General features: G+C 69.3%; 16 protein-coding genes. 10 read left to right on the top strand and 6 right to left on the bottom strand.

The annotated features are described in order from the left end of the window. Positions 1-7 precede the first annotated feature (7 nt). From DSC_RS04665 to DSC_RS04640, 6 genes are all read left to right on the top strand, one after another. Positions 8-697 carry a Fe2+-dependent dioxygenase gene (locus DSC_RS04665; RefSeq protein ID WP_014159982.1) on the top strand — a complete coding sequence of 230 codons (690 nt, stop codon included), beginning with the start codon at positions 8-10 and terminating at the stop codon, positions 695-697. Continuing rightward, positions 682-1,320 (top strand): PepSY-associated TM helix domain-containing protein, encoded by a 639-nt coding sequence (locus DSC_RS04660; RefSeq protein WP_043290954.1) that lies wholly within the window; start codon positions 682-684, stop codon positions 1,318-1,320. The genes DSC_RS04665 and DSC_RS04660 overlap by 16 nt, the downstream gene beginning before the upstream one ends. A 26-nt stretch (positions 1,321-1,346) precedes the next feature. Beyond that, positions 1,347-1,874, top strand: coding sequence for a DUF2271 domain-containing protein (locus tag DSC_RS04655; protein WP_014159980.1), 528 nt, complete (start codon positions 1,347-1,349; stop codon positions 1,872-1,874). Positions 1,875-1,909: 35 nt separating this feature from the next. Beyond that, complete coding sequence (locus tag DSC_RS04650) at positions 1,910-2,722, top strand: DUF4198 domain-containing protein (RefSeq protein WP_014159979.1); 813 nt, start codon at positions 1,910-1,912, stop codon at positions 2,720-2,722. 73 nt (positions 2,723-2,795) lie between these two features. Next, positions 2,796-3,764 carry an FAD:protein FMN transferase gene (locus DSC_RS04645; protein ID WP_043290953.1) on the top strand — a complete coding sequence of 323 codons (969 nt, stop codon included), beginning with the start codon at positions 2,796-2,798 and terminating at the stop codon, positions 3,762-3,764. Then, entirely contained in the window at positions 3,761-5,401 is a 1,641-nt protein-coding gene (locus DSC_RS04640; RefSeq protein WP_014159977.1) for a flavodoxin domain-containing protein, read from the top strand. Before DSC_RS04645 ends, DSC_RS04640 begins: the two co-directional genes overlap by 4 nt. 480 nt (positions 5,402-5,881) lie before the next feature. Here the strand turns inward: DSC_RS04640 and DSC_RS04635 are convergent, their stop codons facing one another. Then, positions 5,882-6,217 (bottom strand): ComEA family DNA-binding protein, encoded by a 336-nt coding sequence (locus DSC_RS04635; RefSeq protein WP_014159976.1) that lies wholly within the window; start codon positions 6,215-6,217, stop codon positions 5,882-5,884. 238 nt (positions 6,218-6,455) lie between these two features. Here DSC_RS04635 and DSC_RS04630 point away from each other — a divergent pair, with 238 nt between their 5' ends. Together DSC_RS04630 and DSC_RS04625 are read left to right on the top strand one after the other, a co-directional pair. Continuing rightward, complete coding sequence (locus tag DSC_RS04630; protein ID WP_014159975.1) at positions 6,456-7,946, top strand: M20 family metallopeptidase; 1,491 nt, start codon at positions 6,456-6,458, stop codon at positions 7,944-7,946. A 120-nt stretch (positions 7,947-8,066) separates the two neighbouring features. Then, positions 8,067-8,351, top strand: a complete 285-nt coding sequence (locus DSC_RS04625; RefSeq protein ID WP_014159974.1) for a GlsB/YeaQ/YmgE family stress response membrane protein — start codon at positions 8,067-8,069, stop codon at positions 8,349-8,351. Positions 8,352-8,430: 79 nt separating this feature from the next. On the opposite strand, the gene DSC_RS04620 is transcribed toward DSC_RS04625, so the two are convergent. After that, positions 8,431-9,795: an MFS transporter gene (locus DSC_RS04620; protein WP_043290407.1), complete on the bottom strand. Its 1,365-nt coding sequence runs from the start codon at positions 9,793-9,795 to the stop codon at positions 8,431-8,433. A gap of 211 nt (positions 9,796-10,006) precedes the next feature. After that, the gene (locus DSC_RS04615) at positions 10,007-11,410 is read right to left on the bottom strand and encodes a mannose-1-phosphate guanylyltransferase/mannose-6-phosphate isomerase (RefSeq protein ID WP_014159972.1); all 1,404 of its coding nucleotides are present in this window, start codon (positions 11,408-11,410) and stop codon (positions 10,007-10,009) included. 74 nt (positions 11,411-11,484) lie between these two features. Here DSC_RS04615 and DSC_RS04610 point away from each other — a divergent pair, with 74 nt between their 5' ends. Together DSC_RS04610 and murU are read left to right on the top strand one after the other, a co-directional pair. Continuing rightward, positions 11,485-12,507: an aminoglycoside phosphotransferase family protein gene (locus tag DSC_RS04610; protein WP_014159971.1), complete on the top strand. Its 1,023-nt coding sequence runs from the start codon at positions 11,485-11,487 to the stop codon at positions 12,505-12,507. Beyond that, positions 12,504-13,238 (top strand): N-acetylmuramate alpha-1-phosphate uridylyltransferase MurU, encoded by a 735-nt coding sequence (gene murU, locus DSC_RS04605; protein WP_014159970.1) that lies wholly within the window; start codon positions 12,504-12,506, stop codon positions 13,236-13,238. Before DSC_RS04610 ends, murU begins: the two co-directional genes overlap by 4 nt. 35 nt (positions 13,239-13,273) lie before the next feature. Here the strand turns inward: murU and hda are convergent, their stop codons facing one another. The 3 genes from hda to DSC_RS04590 are packed head-to-tail and all read right to left on the bottom strand — an operon-like array spanning position 13,274 to position 16,234. Continuing rightward, positions 13,274-13,972, bottom strand: coding sequence for a DnaA regulatory inactivator Hda (gene hda, locus DSC_RS04600; RefSeq protein WP_014159969.1), 699 nt, complete (start codon positions 13,970-13,972; stop codon positions 13,274-13,276). Beyond that, positions 13,969-15,123 (bottom strand): AI-2E family transporter, encoded by a 1,155-nt coding sequence (locus DSC_RS04595; protein ID WP_122230649.1) that lies wholly within the window; start codon positions 15,121-15,123, stop codon positions 13,969-13,971. The genes hda and DSC_RS04595 overlap by 4 nt, the downstream gene beginning before the upstream one ends. A 34-nt stretch (positions 15,124-15,157) precedes the next feature. Continuing rightward, a complete protein-coding gene (locus DSC_RS04590; protein ID WP_043290406.1) occupies positions 15,158-16,234 on the bottom strand; it encodes a DUF2066 domain-containing protein in 1,077 nt (358 codons plus the stop codon). Between the last annotated feature and the right edge of the window lie 67 nt (positions 16,235-16,301).

The following is a 16,301-nucleotide window of genomic DNA, read 5'->3' as shown; positions in this document are numbered from 1 at the left end:
ACCGCCCATGCTGCTGCACGTACCCAGGATCCTCGACGCCGACCAGCTCGCCCAGATCCGCACGGCGCTGGACGCGGCCGAGTGGATCGACGGCCGCCAGACCGTCGGCGCGCAGGGCGCGCAGGTCAAGCGCAACCAGCAGCTGCCGGATGCCTCGCCGCTGCGCGAGCGGCTGGGCCAGCAGGTGCTGGCAGCGCTGGAGCGCAACCCGCTGTATTTCGCCGCCGCACTGCCGTTGCGCACCCTGCCGCCGCGCTTCAACCGCTATGCCGGAGGTGGCGAATACGGCTTCCATGTCGATGGCTCGGTGATGGCACTGGAGCGCCCGGGCCAGGCGCGCGGCCAGCTCCGCTCGGACCTGTCGTGCACCCTGTTCCTGTGCGAACCGGAGGAGTACGACGGCGGCGAGCTGGTCATCAGCGACACCTACGGCGAGCACGAGGTGAAGCTGCCGGCCGGCGACCTGATCCTGTATCCGTCCAGCAGCCTGCACAGGGTCGCCCCGGTCACCCGCGGGGCGCGGCTGGCCTCGTTCTTCTGGGTGCAGAGCATGGTCCGCGACGACAGCCGCCGGCGCCTGCTGCTGGAGATGGACACCGCCATCCAGGCACTGGCCCGCACCGGCGCCGACCAGCCATCGGTGCTGCAGCTGACCGGCGTCTATCACAACCTGCTGCGTGGCTGGGCCGAAGTGTGAGGCCTGCGTTTTCGGCCCAGCAACGCCGTGGCTTCTGGCTGCGCACGCTGCACCAGTGGCACTGGATCAGTTCGGCGCTGTGCCTGGTCGGGATGCTGCTGTTCGCCGTCACCGGCATCACCTTGAATCATGCGGCCAGCATCGAGGCCAAGCCGATGGTCAGCCGGCGCACGGCCACCGTCCCGGCCGCCTTGCTCAAGTCGCTGGGCACGCGCCAGCAAGGCAATGCGCCGTTGCCCAGGGCGGTGTCGGACTGGCTGGAAGGCGAGCTGGAGATCGGCCTGTCCGGACGCCAGGGCGAATGGTCGGCCGAGGAGGTCTACCTGTCCCTGCCGCGTCCCGGCGGCGATGCCTGGCTCTCGCTGGACCGGGCCAGCGGCGCAGTCGAGTACGAAGGCACCGACCGCGGCTGGGTCTCCCTGCTCAACGACCTGCACAAGGGCCGCAACGCCGGCACGGCGTGGAGCTGGTTCATCGATCTTTTCGCGCTGGCCTGCCTGGTGTTCTGCATCACCGGCCTGTTGCTGCTGCAGCTGCACGCCGGCCAGCGCCGCATGACCTGGCCGATGGTGGGCCTGGGCCTGCTGGTGCCGCTGGTGCTGGCCCTGATCTTCATCCACTAAAGGCTCCTTTGAAGGACACCTGCGCCATGACCAAGACCGTTCCGCTCACCCTGACCATTGCGCTCAGTGGCTTGCTGGCCATGCCGGGCCATGCCACCACGCTGCAGGTCAAGCTGGAGATCCCCACGCTCAACGTCGCCGAGTACCACCGCCCCTACGTGGCGGTCTACGTGGAAGACGCCAACGGCAAGGCTGCCGCCAACCTGGCGGTGTGGTACCAGCACCAGGACAACAGGGAAGGCCACGGCAGCAAGTGGCTGCCGGACCTGCGCCAGTGGTGGCGCAAGTCCGGCCGCACCCTGGACCTGCCGGTGGATGGCGTGACCGGCCCGACCCACCCGGCCGGCGTGCACACCCTGGAGCTGGCCGCCAATGCGCCGCAGCTGGCGGGCCTCAAGCCCGGCAGCTACACGCTGGTGGTGGAGGCGGTGCGCGAGGTCGGTGGCCGCGAACTGGTCAAGGTGCCTTTCACCTGGCCGGCCACCGCCGCGCAGGCCGCCAGCGGCCAGGGCAGCAGCGAGCTGGGCGCCATCTCGCTGGTGGTCAAGCCGTAACCCATCTTTCGACGCAATCCATTGGAGCATCCCGCATGAAGCGTTCCCTGATCCTGATGCTGGCCCTGGCCACCGCCACCGCCTCGTTCTCCGCCGCCGCCCACAAGATGTGGCTGCTGCCTTCGGGCACCACCTTCTCCGGCGCCGAGCCGTGGCTGACGGTGGATGCGGCGGTGTCCAACGAGCTGTTCCACTTCGATCACATGCCGCTGGGCCTGGACGAACTGACCATCACCGCGCCCGACGGCAGCCCCGTGCAGGTGCAGAACGCCGCCACCGGCAAGTACCGCAGCGTGTTCGACGTGGCGCTCACCCAGGAAGGCAGCTACCGGGTGGCCATTGCCAGCGACGGCCTGTTGGCCGCGTGGGAAGACCAGGACGGCCAGCGCAAGCGCTGGCGCGGCACGCCGGCCGACTTCGCCGCCAAGGTGCCCAGGGACGCCAGGAACCTGCAGGTTTGGCAGAACGCGATGCGCGTGGAGACCTTCGCCACCCACGGCGCGCCCACCACCACCGCGCTCAAGCCCACCGGCGTGGGCCTGGAACTGGTGCCGGTGACCCATCCCAACGACCTGTTCGCCGGCGAGGCGGCCAGCTTCAGGCTGGTCCTGGACGGCAAGCCGGCGGCCAACCTGGAAGTCAGCGTGATCCGCGGCGACACCCGCTACCGCAACGCGCAGGAAGAGATCAAGGTCAGCACCGATGCGCAGGGCACCTTCAGCGTCACCTGGCCGCAGCCCGGCATGTACTGGCTCAACGCCAGCGCCGAAGACGCCAAGACCTCGCTGCCACAGGCCAGCCAGCGCCGCCTGAGCTACGTGGCCACGCTGGAAGTGCTGCCGCAATAAGCCGCGCAAGGCACGGTCGCGGCCGGCGCAGAGCCGCCGCAAGGTACGTGCCACGCATGTCGAAGGCCTCATGATGCCCAGCCCGCTCGCCGCTTCCCGCACCCTGGCCACGCTCGGCGGCCAGACCATGGGCACCACCTGGTCGGCCAGGCTGGCCATTCCTTCGGACCTGGACCTGCATCGGCTGCACGCGCTGCTGCAGGGCGAACTGGACCGGGTGGTGGCGCAGATGAGCACCTGGGAAGCCAGCTCCACGCTGTGCCACTACAACCGCGCAGCCGCAGGCAGCTGGCAGGTCCTGCCCGAGGATTTCGCCAGGGTGATGGCCGCCGCGCTGCGCATCGCGCGCGACAGCGAAGGTGCGTTCGATCCCACGGTGGGCGCGCTGGTGCATGCCTGGGGCTTCGGTGCCGGCGGCGGCACGCCCGCGCTGCCGCCGGAGCAGACACTGCAACAGGCGCGCGCGCGTCCACGCTGGTCGCAGCTGGCGCTGCGCGGGCAACCGTTGGCACTGCTGCAGCCCGGCGCGGTGCAGCTGGACCTGTCGGCGATCGCCAAGGGCTACGCGGTCGACCTGCTGCTGCAGGCGCTGGGCCGCCGCGGCATCGACGATGCGCTGGTGGAAGTGGGCGGCGAACTGGCCGGCCGCGGCCGCAAACCGGATGGCACGCCCTGGCGGGTGCTGGTGGAAACCGGGGCCGACGAACACGCCACCCTGCCGGCGCGCGTGCTGGCGCTCGATGGCCTGGCGGTGGCGACCTCCGGTGATCGCTGGCACCGGTTCGAACACGACGGCGTGCGCTACGGCCATACCCTGGATCCGCGTTCGGGCCGGCCGGTGCCGCAGGCGGCGGCGGTCACGGTGGTCATGCACAGCGCGATGGAGGCCGATGCCTGGGCCACCGCGCTGACCGTGATGGGCGCCGAGGCCGGGCTGCGGTTTGCCCAGGCGCGGCAGATGGCGGCACGCTTGGTGGTGGCCTCGGCCAGCGGCATCCAGGAACACATGAGCGAGCGCTTCGCCGCGCTGCTGGCGGCATGAGCAGCGCGCCCCGCGCCCGCCTGTCCGGCGCCAGGCTGGGCAACGGCCTGGCGCTGCTCGCGCTGGTCGTGCTGGCGGGCTTGCTGTTCACCTGGCAGCCCGGGCCCTGGTGGCCCGGTCCGCCAAGGCCGACGCGCTGGATCGGCGCTGGCGCGGCGGTGCTGGCCTGGCTGGGACTCAGCGGCGCACTGCTGTGGCGTGCGCGGGCCAGGCGCACGCCGGTCGTGACGGCCGCACAGGTGCAACAGGTCGACACCGACACCGTCCTAGTCGCCCATGCCAGCCAGACCGGCCTTGCCATCGAACTGGCCGCGCGCACCGCGCAGTCGCTGCGCGAAGGCGGCCTGCAGGCGCAGGTGCAATCCCTGGCCTGGCTGGATGCGCCGGCGCTGGCGCGCTACCGACGGGTGCTGTTCGTGGTCAGCACCACCGGCGAAGGCGATCCGCCGGACCTGGCGCTGGAATTCGTGCGCACCGTGATGGCCGGTGCCGAGCCGCTGGACACCCTGCACTATGCGGTGCTGGCACTGGGCGATGCGAGCTACGCGCACTATTGCGCCTTCGGCCGGCAGCTGGATCGGTGGCTGCGCAGCCGCGGGGCGGTCCCGCTGTTCGACCGAGTCGAAGTGGACAACGCCCAGGCCGCCGCCCTGCGCCACTGGCAACACCAGCTGTCGCTGCTGGCCGGCAAGGCCGAGCTGGGCCATTGGCGGGCGCCGGTGTACCAGGCCTGGACGCTGCGCGCCCGCCACCTGCTCAATCCGGGCAGCGTCGGCGGGCCGGTCCATCACCTGGAGTTGATCCCACCGGCGGCGCTGCCGCACTGGCAGGCCGGCGACCTGGTCGAGATCCTCCCGCGCCACCCACCGCAGCTGGTGCAGGCCTGGCTGCGGCGCACCGGCGTGGATGGCGACACGCCGGTACTCATCGAGCAGACCCCGGTGCCCCTGGCACAGGTGCTGGCCACGCGCCAGCTGCCCGATGCCCTCACCGGCGATGTGCACGCGCAGGCCCTGGCCGACGATCTGCCGCTGCTGGCGCATCGCCAATACTCAGTGGCCTCGGTACCGGCCGATGGCGCGCTGCACCTGTTGCTGCGATGCGTGCAGTGCGCCGATGGCCAGCTCGGCCTGGCCAGCGGCTGGCTGTGCAGCCACGCGCCGCTGGGCGCGCTGATCGCGCTGCGGCTGCGGTCCAATCCCAACTTCCATCCACCGGCCCCGTCCACGCCGCTGATCCTGATCGGCAACGGCACCGGCATCGCCGGGCTGCGCGCCCTGCTCAAGGCGCGCATCGCCGCCGGTGCGCGCCGCAACTGGCTGCTGTTCGGCGAACGCCAGCGCGCCCACGACCTGCACTACGGCCAGGACATCCGCAGCTGGCAGGCGCAGGGCTGGCTGGAGCGCCTGGACCTGGCGTTCTCGCGCGACGATGCGCCGCCGCGTTACGTGCAGGACGCCCTGCGCGAGGCCGCCGCACCCCTGCAGGCGTGGATCGCCGACGGCGCTGCGGTGTATGTGTGCGGCAGCGTGGACGGCATGGCACCCGGTGTCGAAGCGATCCTGCACGAGACCTTGGGCCAAGCGCTGGTGGAGCAGCTGCGCGCACTGGGCCGTTATCGCCGTGACGTGTATTGACGCCTGGACCGCAGCCGGCTCCGGAACGTTGATGTGTCGTCGTCGGCATCGCCCCTGCCCCCCTCACTCCGACCCTCTCCTCCGCGAGCGGGGGAGGGCCGTAGGGCGGGTCTCGACCCGCCACCACGAGGGCCGTAGGGCGGGTCTTGACCCGCCACCGCGAGGGCCGTAGGGCGGGTCTCGACCCGCCACCGCGGCCGAAGTGATTACCGATGGCGGGTCAAGACCCGCCCTACGTCGTCGGCTGGCCGCAGCGCAAAAAGAACCGCCCGGATGCGTGCGGCGCATCCGGGCGGAGTACTTCCCTGTCGGCATCGTGCCTGGTCCGCCGGCGTCCTGCCTTCCCTCGTCTCCACCCAGCCAGTGGTGCGGAGGTACGTCCCTGTCGGCGTCCTTGCCGTGTCACTGTGGCGTCCTGCCCCGTGGCTCGCTGCGGTGCTGCCTGCGCCGCTGCGTCCGTGACGTGTTTCTAGGAGTCTCCTAGCGGCGCGCCACCGGCTTGGCCGGCGCGGCGGCGGTCGGCTTCTTCGGCGCGGCGGCCGAACGGCCCACTTCGATGCGGTCGCGGTTCTTCTCCACGGTCTTCAGGCCGATGCCCTTGACCATGGCCAGTTCCTCGGCGCTCTTGAACGGACCGTTGATCTTGCGGTAGTCGACGATGGCCTGGGCCTTGCTCGCGCCGACATTGAGCAGCACGGCATCCAGCGCGGCGGCATCGGCGGTATTGATGTTGACCCGGGTGTCGGCGGCGTGCGCGGCGGCGACCAGCACCAGCGACAGCAACAGCGACTTGATCAGGATGGAAATGGATTTCATGGCAACGCTCCTTGTGGCGATGAGTTCAGTGGTTGGTGGGGCGGTTTCCGAAACCGACGCGGTGCGTCGTCCGGTGTGCACAGTCTCAGCGTCGGCACAGGCTCAAGCTATCAGCGCAGGCCCGGGCGCGATGCCGGGAAACAGCCTGCTGCCGGGTAGGAAAAGTCCGACGCCGCATCCCGCGGGGTTGGGTACAGGCCCGGCTGCGTAAAATCCACTTTTGACTCGCAGGACCCGCATGGATACCGCACGCCTGGACCAGTTCGTGGCTGGCCTGTGGGACGAGGACATCGTCCCGCAGCTGGTCGAATACATCCGCATCCCCAACAAGTCGCCGATGTTCGACGCCGACTGGGTCGCCAATGGCTACATGGCCCAGGCCGTGGCCCTGATGGAAACCTGGGCGCGCGCCCAACCCATCGCCGGGATGCAGGTCGAGGTGATCGCGCTCGAGGGCCGCACCCCGCTGATCTTCCTGGATATCCCGGCCAGCGGCGAAGGCACCGGCGAGGATTGCGTGCTGCTGTACGGCCACCTGGACAAGCAGCCGGAGATGACCGGCTGGGAACACGGCCTGGGCCCGTGGACACCGGTGATCAAGGGCGAGCGGCTCTACGGACGCGGCGGCGCCGATGATGGCTATGCGCTGTTCGGTTCGCTGGCCGCGATCATGGCGCTGCAGGAACAAGGCCTGCCGCACGCACGCTGCGTGATCCTGATCGAGGCCTGCGAGGAATCGGGCAGCTACGATCTGCCGGCCCATGTCGATCATCTGGCCGAGCGGATCGGCAAGCCTTCGCTGGTGGTGTGCCTGGATTCGGGCTGCGGCAACTACGAGCAGCTGTGGTGCACGACCTCGCTGCGCGGCATGGCCGGCGGCAACTTCACCGTCAGGGTGCTCAGCGAAGGCGTCCACTCCGGCGATGCCTCGGGGATCGTGCCCTCCAGCTTCCGCCTGCTGCGCCAGCTGCTCTCGCGCCTGGAGGACGAAAACACCGGCTCGATCCTCATCCAGGACCTGTTCGTGGAGATCCCGGCCGAGCGCCTGGAGCAGGCGGCCAGGGTCGGCGCGGTGCTGGGCAGCGAGGTCTACGACAAGTTCCCGTTCCTGCCCGGCATGACCCCGATGGATCCGGACCTGACCGAGCTAGTGCTCAACCGCACTTGGCGCCCGGCGCTGTCCATCACCGGCGCCGACGGGCTGCCGGCGCTGGCCTCGGCCGGCAACGTGCTGCGCCCGCACACCGCGGTCAAGATCTCGCTGCGGCTGCCGCCGACCCTGGACGGCAAGCGTGCCGGCGAGATCCTCAAGGACGTGCTGCTGCGCGACCCGCCCAACGGCGCCCAGGTCGAGCTGGTGCTGGAGAAGTCCTCGACCGGCTGGAACGCCCCGGCGCAGTCGCCATGGCTGACCGAGGCGATCGAATCGGCCTCGCAGGCGGCCTTCGGCAAGCCGGCGATGTACATGGGCGAAGGCGGCACGATCCCGTTCATGGGCATGCTGGGCGAGAAGTTCCCCGGCGCGCAGTTCATGATCACCGGCGTGCTGGGGCCGCACTCCAATGCGCATGGTCCCAACGAGTTCCTGGACATCCCGATGGGCAAGCGGGTCACGGCCTGCGTCTCGCAGGTGCTGGCCGCACACCGGGCGGCCAGCGTCGCCGGGCTGACCAGCGGGGTGGCCGCGGTGGCCGGCGGTCAGGCCCATGGCGCGCACGGCTGCTGCTGAGCAAGCCGCGCGGTCAGGCAACCCCTCGAACGGCCGCCCGGTGCGGCCGTTCGACATTCAGGCGCCTGTGGCCGCGGCGCTGGCTATGATCGACACTTCCCTTCGCCAAGAGGCCTGCACATGGACAACCTGTTCGGCAGCGACAGCTGGCTCTACATCATCCTGGTCGGTTTCGTGGTCGGCCTGCTGGCGCGGCTGATCACCCCGAACAACGGCCGCATGGGCTGCCTGTTCACCATCGTGCTGGGCATCGCCGGCGCGCTGCTGGCCGGCTGGTTCGGCCGCAGGATGGGCTGGTACGCGGCCGGCGAGCCGGTCGGCTTTGTCGGTGCGCTAATCGGGGCGGTGGTGATCCTCGGGCTCGGCACGCTGTTCACCCGACCGCGCGGACGCAACATCAGATAACCAGCCCGCGGTCACTGAGCGGCTACATGCGAACAGGCCATCGGCGCGCGCCTGCCAGCAGGCCTGGTCGGGGCGTGGATCACCCCTTGTTGCCGTGCCGCGCCTGCAGAGCCCTTTCGTGGTCGAGCCAGTTCTCGTCCTTGTTGCTCAGGAAGAAGATGTAGACCAGCAGCGACACGAACATCACCGCCGTGGCGTAGAGGATGAAGCCGGTCATGTGGCCGCTACTCTTGGCGGCCTGGTACAGCATCGGCGCGGTGCCGCCGAACAGCGAGTTGGCCAGCGCATAGCCCAGGCCCACGCCCAGCGCGCGGATGTAGGTCGGGAACAGCTCCGCCTTGACCACGGCATTGATCGAGGTGTAGCCGGTGAGGATCACAAAGCCCACCACCAGGATCGCAAATGCCGAGCCGGCCGAGGTCTGCTGCGGCAGCGCAGTGATCAGGTACCAGGTGTAGAGCACGCTGCCGACGCCGAAGAACACCAGCAGGCTCTTGCGGCCCACGATATCCGACAGCCAGCCACCCACCGGCTGCAGCAGCATCAGGATGGTCAGGGCGATCAGGTTGAGCACCGTGCCGGTCATGACATCGTCACCGGCAAACAGCGTCTGGATCATCTTCGGTCCGGTCACCGAATAGGTGTAGAACGCGAGCGTGCCGCCGGCGGTGATCATGAAGCACAGCAGCAGCGGCCGCCACTGGTGGACGATCAGCTCGCGCAGCGAGCCGGACCTGCGCGCGCCGCCGGACCTGGCCTCTTCAATGGCCGCCGACGGGAGCGATTCGTCCATGGTCCGACGCAGCCAGAACACCACGATCGCCGAGATGCCGCCGATGCCGAAGGCCACCCGCCAGCCCCAATCGGACACCTGCTGCCTGTCCAGCAGCGACAGCATGATGAACAAGGTCAGCTGGGCCAGCACGTGGCCGCCGACCAGGGTCACGTAATGGAACGAGGACAGCAGGCCGCGGCGTCCGGGCATGGCCGCCTCGGACATGTAGGTCGCGCTGGCGCCGTACTCGCCGCCGGTGGCAAAGCCTTGCAGCAGCCGTGCAAGCAGCAGGATGATCGCCGCGCCATAGCCGATGCTGGCCGCGGTCGGCACCACTGCGATGCCGAACGAGCAGATCGCCATCAGCGTCACCGACACGGTCAGCGCAGCGCGGCGCCCGTGGCGGTCGGCAAACCGGCCGAAGAACCAGGCCCCGATCGGACGCATCAGGAAGGTCACCGCGAAGATCGCCCACACATAGAGCGTGGCGTTCTTTTCCTCGGGCGAGAAGAATCTCGATTCGAAGTAGGTTGCGAACACCGAGTAGACGTAGACGTCATACCACTCGACCAGATTGCCGGCCGAACCCTTGAGCGTGTTCGAAATGGAGCGACGCAGGCTCTTTTGAGTGTCGTGCATGGGCATTGCTGCAGAAATCGGTGCGCTCATGCGGGTGCCTCGGTGTCATGGCTTTGAAGACCGGACCTGCGTGTCCGCCGCGAGGCCGGGGCCGGTGGGGCCTGCGTCAAGCGCCGGCCATGATGGTCAGCGCGTCGTGAGCGGCACGCGAGGGCCGGCGTACGTTATAAACGCCGAAGGCCCGCGCGATGGCGGGCCTTTGAATTATTGGCCATGCGGCGGGCGGACCCGCAGCGCGCCTTCAGCTGCGCCCGTACTGGTCCTGGAAGCGCACGATGTCGTCCTCGCCCAGATAGCTGCCGGACTGCACTTCGATCAGCTCCAGCGGCAGGCGGCCCGGGTTCTTCAAGCGGTGGGTCACGCCCAGCGGAATGTAGGTGCTCTGGTTTTCGGTCAGCAGGATGACCTCCTCGCCCCGGGTCACCTCGGCGGTGCCGCTGACCACGATCCAGTGCTCGGCGCGGTGGTGGTGCATCTGCAGGCTCAGCGTGGCACCGGGATTGACCGTGATGCGCTTGACCTGGAAACGCGCGCCCATGTCGATCGAGTCGTAGGCGCCCCACGGCCGATAGACCTTGCGGTGCAGGACCGCCTGGCTGCGCTCATCGTGCTTGAGCTGGGCCACGACCTTCTTGACCTCCTGCACGCGGTCCTTCCTGGCCACCAGGATCGCGTCGTCGGTTTCCACCACCACCACATCATCCAGGCCCACCAGCGCGACCAGGCTCTCGGCATAGACGTAGCTGTTGTGCGTATCGATGGTGATGACATCGCCGGCGCAGGCATTGCCGTTGGCGTCCTTGTCGGTGACTTCCCACAATGCCGACCACGAACCGACATCATTCCAGCCCACGTCCAGCGGCAGCACCTTGGCATCGGCGGTCTTTTCCATCACCGCGTAATCGATCGAATCGGACGGCGAGGCAGTGAAGGCCTCCTTGTCCAGGCGGATGAAGTCGCCATCGCGCTTGGCCTTTTCCAGCGAGGTGCGGACCGCGGCGACCATCTGCGGATTGAACTTCTGCAATTCCTCGACGTAGCGGCTGGCCTTGAACAGGAACATGCCGCTGTTCCAGAAGTAGCTGCCTTCGGCAAGATACCTGGCGGCAGTCTGGGCGTCGGGTTTTTCGACGAAACGCAGCACCGGCTGCGCGCCCTGGCCGCCACCGGCCTGGATGTAGCCAAAGCCGGTCTCCGGGCTGCTGGGCACCACCCCGAAGGTCACCAGCGCGCCGGCCTCGGCCGCCGGAATGGCCTGCTCGACCGCATCGCGGAACGCCTGCGGGTTGCTGATCACGTGGTCGGACGGCAGCACCAGCAGCAGCGGGTCGGCGCCGTCTTCCAGCGCACACAGCGCGGCGGCGGCAATGGCCGGCGCGGTGTTGCGGGCGACCGGCTCCAGCAGGATCCGCGGCTGCGGTGCCTTGATCTGGCGCAGCTGTTCGGCCACCAGGAAGCGGTGGTCCTCATTGGCCACCACCAGCGGCGGCAGCGAGGTCAACGGTTCGACCCGGCGCCAGGTGGCCTGGACCATCGTGTCCCGGCCACCGAGCGGCAGGAACTGCTTGGGATAGGCCTCGCGCGAGAGCGGCCACAGGCGCGTTCCGGAACCGCCCGACAGCAGAACGGGCTGAAGCTGGGTCATATCGGGAAGTCTCGTATGGGGGATACGGGGCCGCAGTGTACCCTGCGCACCCGAATCCGAATGCGGCATGGCGCATGAACCAGACGTCTTCTTCACCGGGCAACGCCCGCGGCGCGCAGCGCCTGCAATGGGCACGGACCGCGCTGGAAGATCCTGGCGCCACCCTGGAACGGGCCAGCATCGATGCAGGCCAGCGCAGCTACTGGCGAAGCGCCGGCCAGGGCCCGTCGCGGATCGTGATGGATTCACCACCGGGCCTGGAAGACGTGCGCCCCTGGCTGCACTGGCATGGGGTCCTGGCCGCCGGCGGGGTGCGCCTGCCGCAGGTCCTGGCACGCGACGTGCAGGCCGGTTTCCTGCTGCTGGAAGACCTGGGCCAGCCGACCCTGGCGCAGAGGCTCAGCCGCGATGGCTCCGATGCCGATGCCTGGGTCGATGCCGCCATCGCCCAGCTGCTCACCCTGCAGGCAATCGTCCCGCCCGAAGGCACGGGCGTGTTCGGCGAGGCACTCCTGCAGCGTGATGCGGGCCTGTTCGAAGAATGGTTCCTGCGCCGCCACCTGGGCCTGGAACTGGACGGCGAGCCCAGCCAGGGGCTGCACCTGGTCCAGCGCCGGCTGATGGACAACGCGCTGTCCCAGCACAGGGTGCTGACCCATCGCGATTTCATGCCGCGCAACCTGATGCCGGTGCTGCCTGGGCCGGCGGTGCTGGATTTCCAGGATTGCGTGATCGGCCCGGTCGCCTATGACCCGGTGAGCCTGTTCAAGGACGCGTTCCTGAGCTGGCCGCTGGCGCGCGTGGATGGCTGGCTGCTGCGCTACCACGCACGGGCCCTGGCCGCCGGCGTGCCGGTGCCGAGATCACCGGACATTTTCCTGCGTGATGCCGACTGGATGGGCGTCCAGCGACACCTGAAGATCCTGGGCATCTTCTGCCGCCTGCATTACCGAGACGGCAAATCGCAATACCTGGCTGACCTGCCGCGCTTCATCGGCTACCTGGACCAGGTGCTGCCCCGTCATCGGCCGCTGCAGCCCCTGCAGCGGCTGCTCGATGCGCACATCCGCCCCGCCCTGCAGGCCCGCGTGGCATGAAGGCACTGATCTTCTGCGCCGGGCTGGGCCAGCGCATGCGTCCGCTCACCGACACCACACCCAAGCCGCTGCTGGAAGCGGGCGGTGCACCCTTGGTCGTGTGGCACCTGCGCAAGCTGGCGGCGATGGGCATCACCGAAGTGGTGATCAACCTGAGCTGGCTGGCCGAACGTTTCCCGCAGGTGCTCGGCGATGGCAGCGCCTTTGGCGTGCACATCGCCTGGTCGTGCGAGGGTGCGGTACCGCTGGAAACCGGCGGCGGCATGCTGCAGGCGCTGCCGCTGCTGGGCAACGCGCCGTTCCTGGCGATCAATGGCGATGTCTGGACCGATCTGGATTTTTCCACGCTGCCGCGCGAACCGACCGGTGATGCGCATCTGGTGATGATCGACAATCCGCCGCACCACCCGCGCGGCGACTTCCATTTCGACCAGGCCGGTCTGCTCCAGCCGCGCAGTGATTCGGCCGCCAACTTCACCTATTCGGGCATCGGCGTGTACCGGCCCTCGGTGCTGCGCGACTGGCACAAGGTGTTCGAATCCAGCACCAGCCCGGGCCTTGACGGGCAGCCGCCGCGCTTCCCGCTGGCACCGTTGCTGCGCGCGGCGATGCGACGCAAGGCGGTCAGCGGCCAGCGCCATCACGGGCGCTGGACCGACGTGGGCACGCCGCAGCGCCTGGCCGAACTGGACGCACAGCTGGCCGCCGAACCCGGTCACGGCGCGGATTGAGCGATCGCCGCGCGCCTCGCACCGACGGGCCCGGCTCAACCCTCGCCGGCCAGCACCTGGCGCAGGAACGGCACGGTGACCCGGCGCTGGGCCGCCAGCGAGGCGCGGTCCAGGCGTTCGATCAGTTCGACCATCCGCGCCGGCTCGCGTGCGGTGCGGGCCAGCATCCAGTCCACCGCGGCATCCTCCAGGGCCAGCCCCCGACGCGCAGCGCGGTCGCGCAGCAGCGCGGCCCGGCCGGCATCATCCAGTGCGCGCAGCACGATGCGGGCGCACTGGCCCAGACGCGAGCGCAGGTCCGGCAACAGCAGGCCGATTTCATCGGGCAGGTCACTGGCGGTATAGAGCACGCCGATGCCTGCAGCGCGGGCGCGATTGTAGAAATCGAACAGCGCGATCTCATCGCTTCGTTCGCCGGCGATGGCCTGCAGCCCGTCCAGCACCACCAGCGCATTGCCTTCCAGGCCGTCCAGCGCCTGCTGCGCGTGGCCACGCGCGGCCTGCAGCGGCAGGTAGGCGGCCGCGCGCCCGGCTTCGCCGGCGCTGGCGCAGGCGGCCAGTGCCAGGTGGGTCTTGCCGGCGCCATGCGCTGCCGACAGGTACAGCCAGTCCGCACCGGGCACCTGGGCCAGCGCCTGCAGCTGCGCCAGGGCGCCGGCAGGTGCGTCGATGAAGCTGTCCAGACGCTGGTCCGGCGGGGTCCGCAGCGCCAGCGGCAGCTGCGGCACGCTCATGGCGGGGTCGGGTCCTGCGGGGTCGGTGGGCCTTGACCGGCGGGCGGGTCCAGCAGGACCACCGGCTGCGCGCCGGCGTAGAGCTGGCTGTGGGTGTAGCGCTCATGCGCATAGCGCAGCAGCACATTGGCCACCGCCGCGATCGGCAGCGCCAGCAGCATGCCCACGAAGCCGAACAGCTGGCCGCAGGCCAGCACCGCAAAGATCACCGCCATCGGATGCAGGCCGATGCGGTCGCCGACCAGCTTGGGGGTCAGGAAATAGCTTTCGAGGATCTGGCCCACGCCGAACACGATCGACACCAGCACCAGGTGCTTGATGTCGCCGTACTGGATCAGTGCGGCGATCAGGCCCATGGCCACGCCGCTGGTCGGGCCCAGGTACGGGACGAAGGTCAGCAGGCCAGCCACCAGCCCGATCAGGATGCCCAGGTCCAGACCCACCGCCCACAGCCCGGCGCCATAGAGCGCGCCCAGGATGATCATCACCAGCAGCTGGCCCCTGAGGAAACCGCCCAGCACCGCGCTGGATTCGGCCGCCAGCTGGCTCACCGTGCCAATGTGGTCGCGCGGCACCATCGAAGCGACCCGACCCACGAACAGGTCCCAGTCGCGCAGGAAGAAGAAGGCGATCACCGGAATCAGCACCAGGTTGGCCACCCAGCCGAACAGCGCAAAGCCCGAGCGCGACACATAACCCCACACCGTGCGTGCCACGCCGCCGGTGCGTTCCCAGTTGCCGCGCAGCAGTTCCCAGATGTGGGTGAAGTCCAGGTAGTCGGCGATGCGCACCCTGAACCTGGCTTCCAGCCATGGTATGGCCACCGTGTAGATCCATTGCTGGTAGCGCGGCAGCGAATGGATCAGGGTGGTCACCTGGTCCTGGATCAGCGGCACCAGCAGCAGCAGCACGACCACCAGCACCAGCACCATCACGGAGAACACCACCGCCACCGAGGTGTTGCGCGACCAGCCGCGCTCCTCGAGCCGGTCCACCAGCGGGTCACCCATCCAGCCCACGATCGCCGCGCAGGCAAACGGGGTCAGCACCGGCGAGAGGACCCACGCCAGCCAGCCCACCGCCGCGGCCACGGCCACCCATTGCAGCCGGCGCAGAAACTGCGCGATGACCTGCTGTGGCTCTTCGATGATCATGCCTGCGCCGTCCTGGTCGTGCGGTGGGAAATCATTTGAGATGGAACACGGCCGGATCGCCCTCGCCGCCGACCACCGGACCGTCTTCGCCGAGCATGCGCTTGAGCCCTTCCACGCCGCTGAGCAGGTCCAGGTCCGCTTCCAGCGTGTCCCCGTCCACGCGCACCGGCGCGATCCGGCGCACCACCGCCGCCTGCTGCAGCGCAGCCGACAGCCGCAGGTAGTCCTCGCTGCTGCCGATGCCGCGGAAGATCACCCGGTAGGTGCCGGGCACGCCCCCCACGGCCTGTCTTGCGTAGCGCTTGACCAGCGCATCGGCCGCACCATCGGCGCCGCTGGCCATGGCCTGGCGGGCGTCGGGGTTGTCCACCGACCAGCTCGCCAGCAGCTTGCCGTTGTCGAGGAAATTCCAGTCCGCCACCCAGCCGGACTTGCCGCGGTACAGCTTGCCGATCAGCTGCATCGGCGGTGCATAACGGGCCGAGGCGCGCGCCACCGCGGCAGTGTCGCCGCGCCAGATGGCGCCGACCAGCGCAGCTTCGGCGGCCGAACCCTGCGGCAGGCCCAGGCGATAGCCGCGGTCCACCGCCCGGTCCAGCAACGGACGCACCGCCGCCGATTGCTGCACGCTGACCAGGCGCGGACCGCTGCCATCGTCGATGGCCAACCAGACCACCGGCTTGGGACGCGGCTGCGGCCATACCGGCAGGCCCAGGGCATTGGCAAGCACGTCGACTTTCTGCTGATCAAAACGCGCCACCAGGGTGGTGCGGAAGGTCGGCGCGCCGCCGGCCGAGGTGCCCTGGTCCTGGCGGTAGTCATAGCTGTCCACGTAGTTGCTGGCATTGCGCAGTTCGCCGGCCACGCCCGGGCGCGAGGTGGCATCCCTGTCGCCACTGACCTTGGCCAGCACCTGGCCCAGCGCGCGGGCGAAGCCGCCGTTACGGTCCCTCTCGCTCTGGCTGGCGACGGCGACCTCGGCCTCGTACAGGCCCTGGGCCTGGGAAACGTCGCCTTCCGTGCGCATGCCCTCCTGCGCCAGCGCAGGCAGGGCGCTCAGGAGGACGAAAAGAAAGGTGACGACGGCGAAAGCAGGCAAACGGCGCATTGAGCGTCCCGGGAACGGCGAATCGGGGGGAATTGTTGCCCGAACGGGCAGTCGCCGCCAGCAGGTG

Source organism: Pseudoxanthomonas spadix BD-a59 (genome assembly GCF_000233915.3).
Lineage (GTDB): Bacteria > Pseudomonadota > Gammaproteobacteria > Xanthomonadales > Xanthomonadaceae > Pseudoxanthomonas_A > Pseudoxanthomonas_A spadix.
The sequence above is the reverse complement of the archived record's forward strand: the minus strand, read 5'-3'. Positions and strand labels throughout refer to the sequence as shown.

What these genes read in the sequence shown, in the direction of transcription:
- DSC_RS04590 (WP_043290406.1), bottom strand. Translation starts at nt 16,234, where the DNA reads ATGCGCCGTTTGCCTGCTTTCGCCGTCGTCACCTTTCTTTTCGTCCTC.
- DSC_RS04665 (WP_014159982.1), top strand. Translation starts at nt 8, where the DNA reads ATGCTGCTGCACGTACCCAGGATCCTCGACGCCGACCAGCTCGCCCAG.
- murU (WP_014159970.1), top strand. Translation starts at nt 12,504, where the DNA reads ATGAAGGCACTGATCTTCTGCGCCGGGCTGGGCCAGCGCATGCGTCCG.
- DSC_RS04620 (WP_043290407.1), bottom strand. Translation starts at nt 9,795, where the DNA reads ATGAGCGCACCGATTTCTGCAGCAATGCCCATGCACGACACTCAAAAG.
- DSC_RS04640 (WP_014159977.1), top strand. Translation starts at nt 3,761, where the DNA reads ATGAGCAGCGCGCCCCGCGCCCGCCTGTCCGGCGCCAGGCTGGGCAAC.
- DSC_RS04645 (WP_043290953.1), top strand. Translation starts at nt 2,796, where the DNA reads ATGCCCAGCCCGCTCGCCGCTTCCCGCACCCTGGCCACGCTCGGCGGC.
- DSC_RS04650 (WP_014159979.1), top strand. Translation starts at nt 1,910, where the DNA reads ATGAAGCGTTCCCTGATCCTGATGCTGGCCCTGGCCACCGCCACCGCC.
- DSC_RS04610 (WP_014159971.1), top strand. Translation starts at nt 11,485, where the DNA reads ATGAACCAGACGTCTTCTTCACCGGGCAACGCCCGCGGCGCGCAGCGC.
- DSC_RS04625 (WP_014159974.1), top strand. Translation starts at nt 8,067, where the DNA reads ATGGACAACCTGTTCGGCAGCGACAGCTGGCTCTACATCATCCTGGTC.
- DSC_RS04655 (WP_014159980.1), top strand. Translation starts at nt 1,347, where the DNA reads ATGACCAAGACCGTTCCGCTCACCCTGACCATTGCGCTCAGTGGCTTG.
- DSC_RS04635 (WP_014159976.1), bottom strand. Translation starts at nt 6,217, where the DNA reads ATGAAATCCATTTCCATCCTGATCAAGTCGCTGTTGCTGTCGCTGGTG.
- DSC_RS04615 (WP_014159972.1), bottom strand. Translation starts at nt 11,410, where the DNA reads ATGACCCAGCTTCAGCCCGTTCTGCTGTCGGGCGGTTCCGGAACGCGC.
- DSC_RS04630 (WP_014159975.1), top strand. Translation starts at nt 6,456, where the DNA reads ATGGATACCGCACGCCTGGACCAGTTCGTGGCTGGCCTGTGGGACGAG.
- hda (WP_014159969.1), bottom strand. Translation starts at nt 13,972, where the DNA reads ATGAGCGTGCCGCAGCTGCCGCTGGCGCTGCGGACCCCGCCGGACCAG.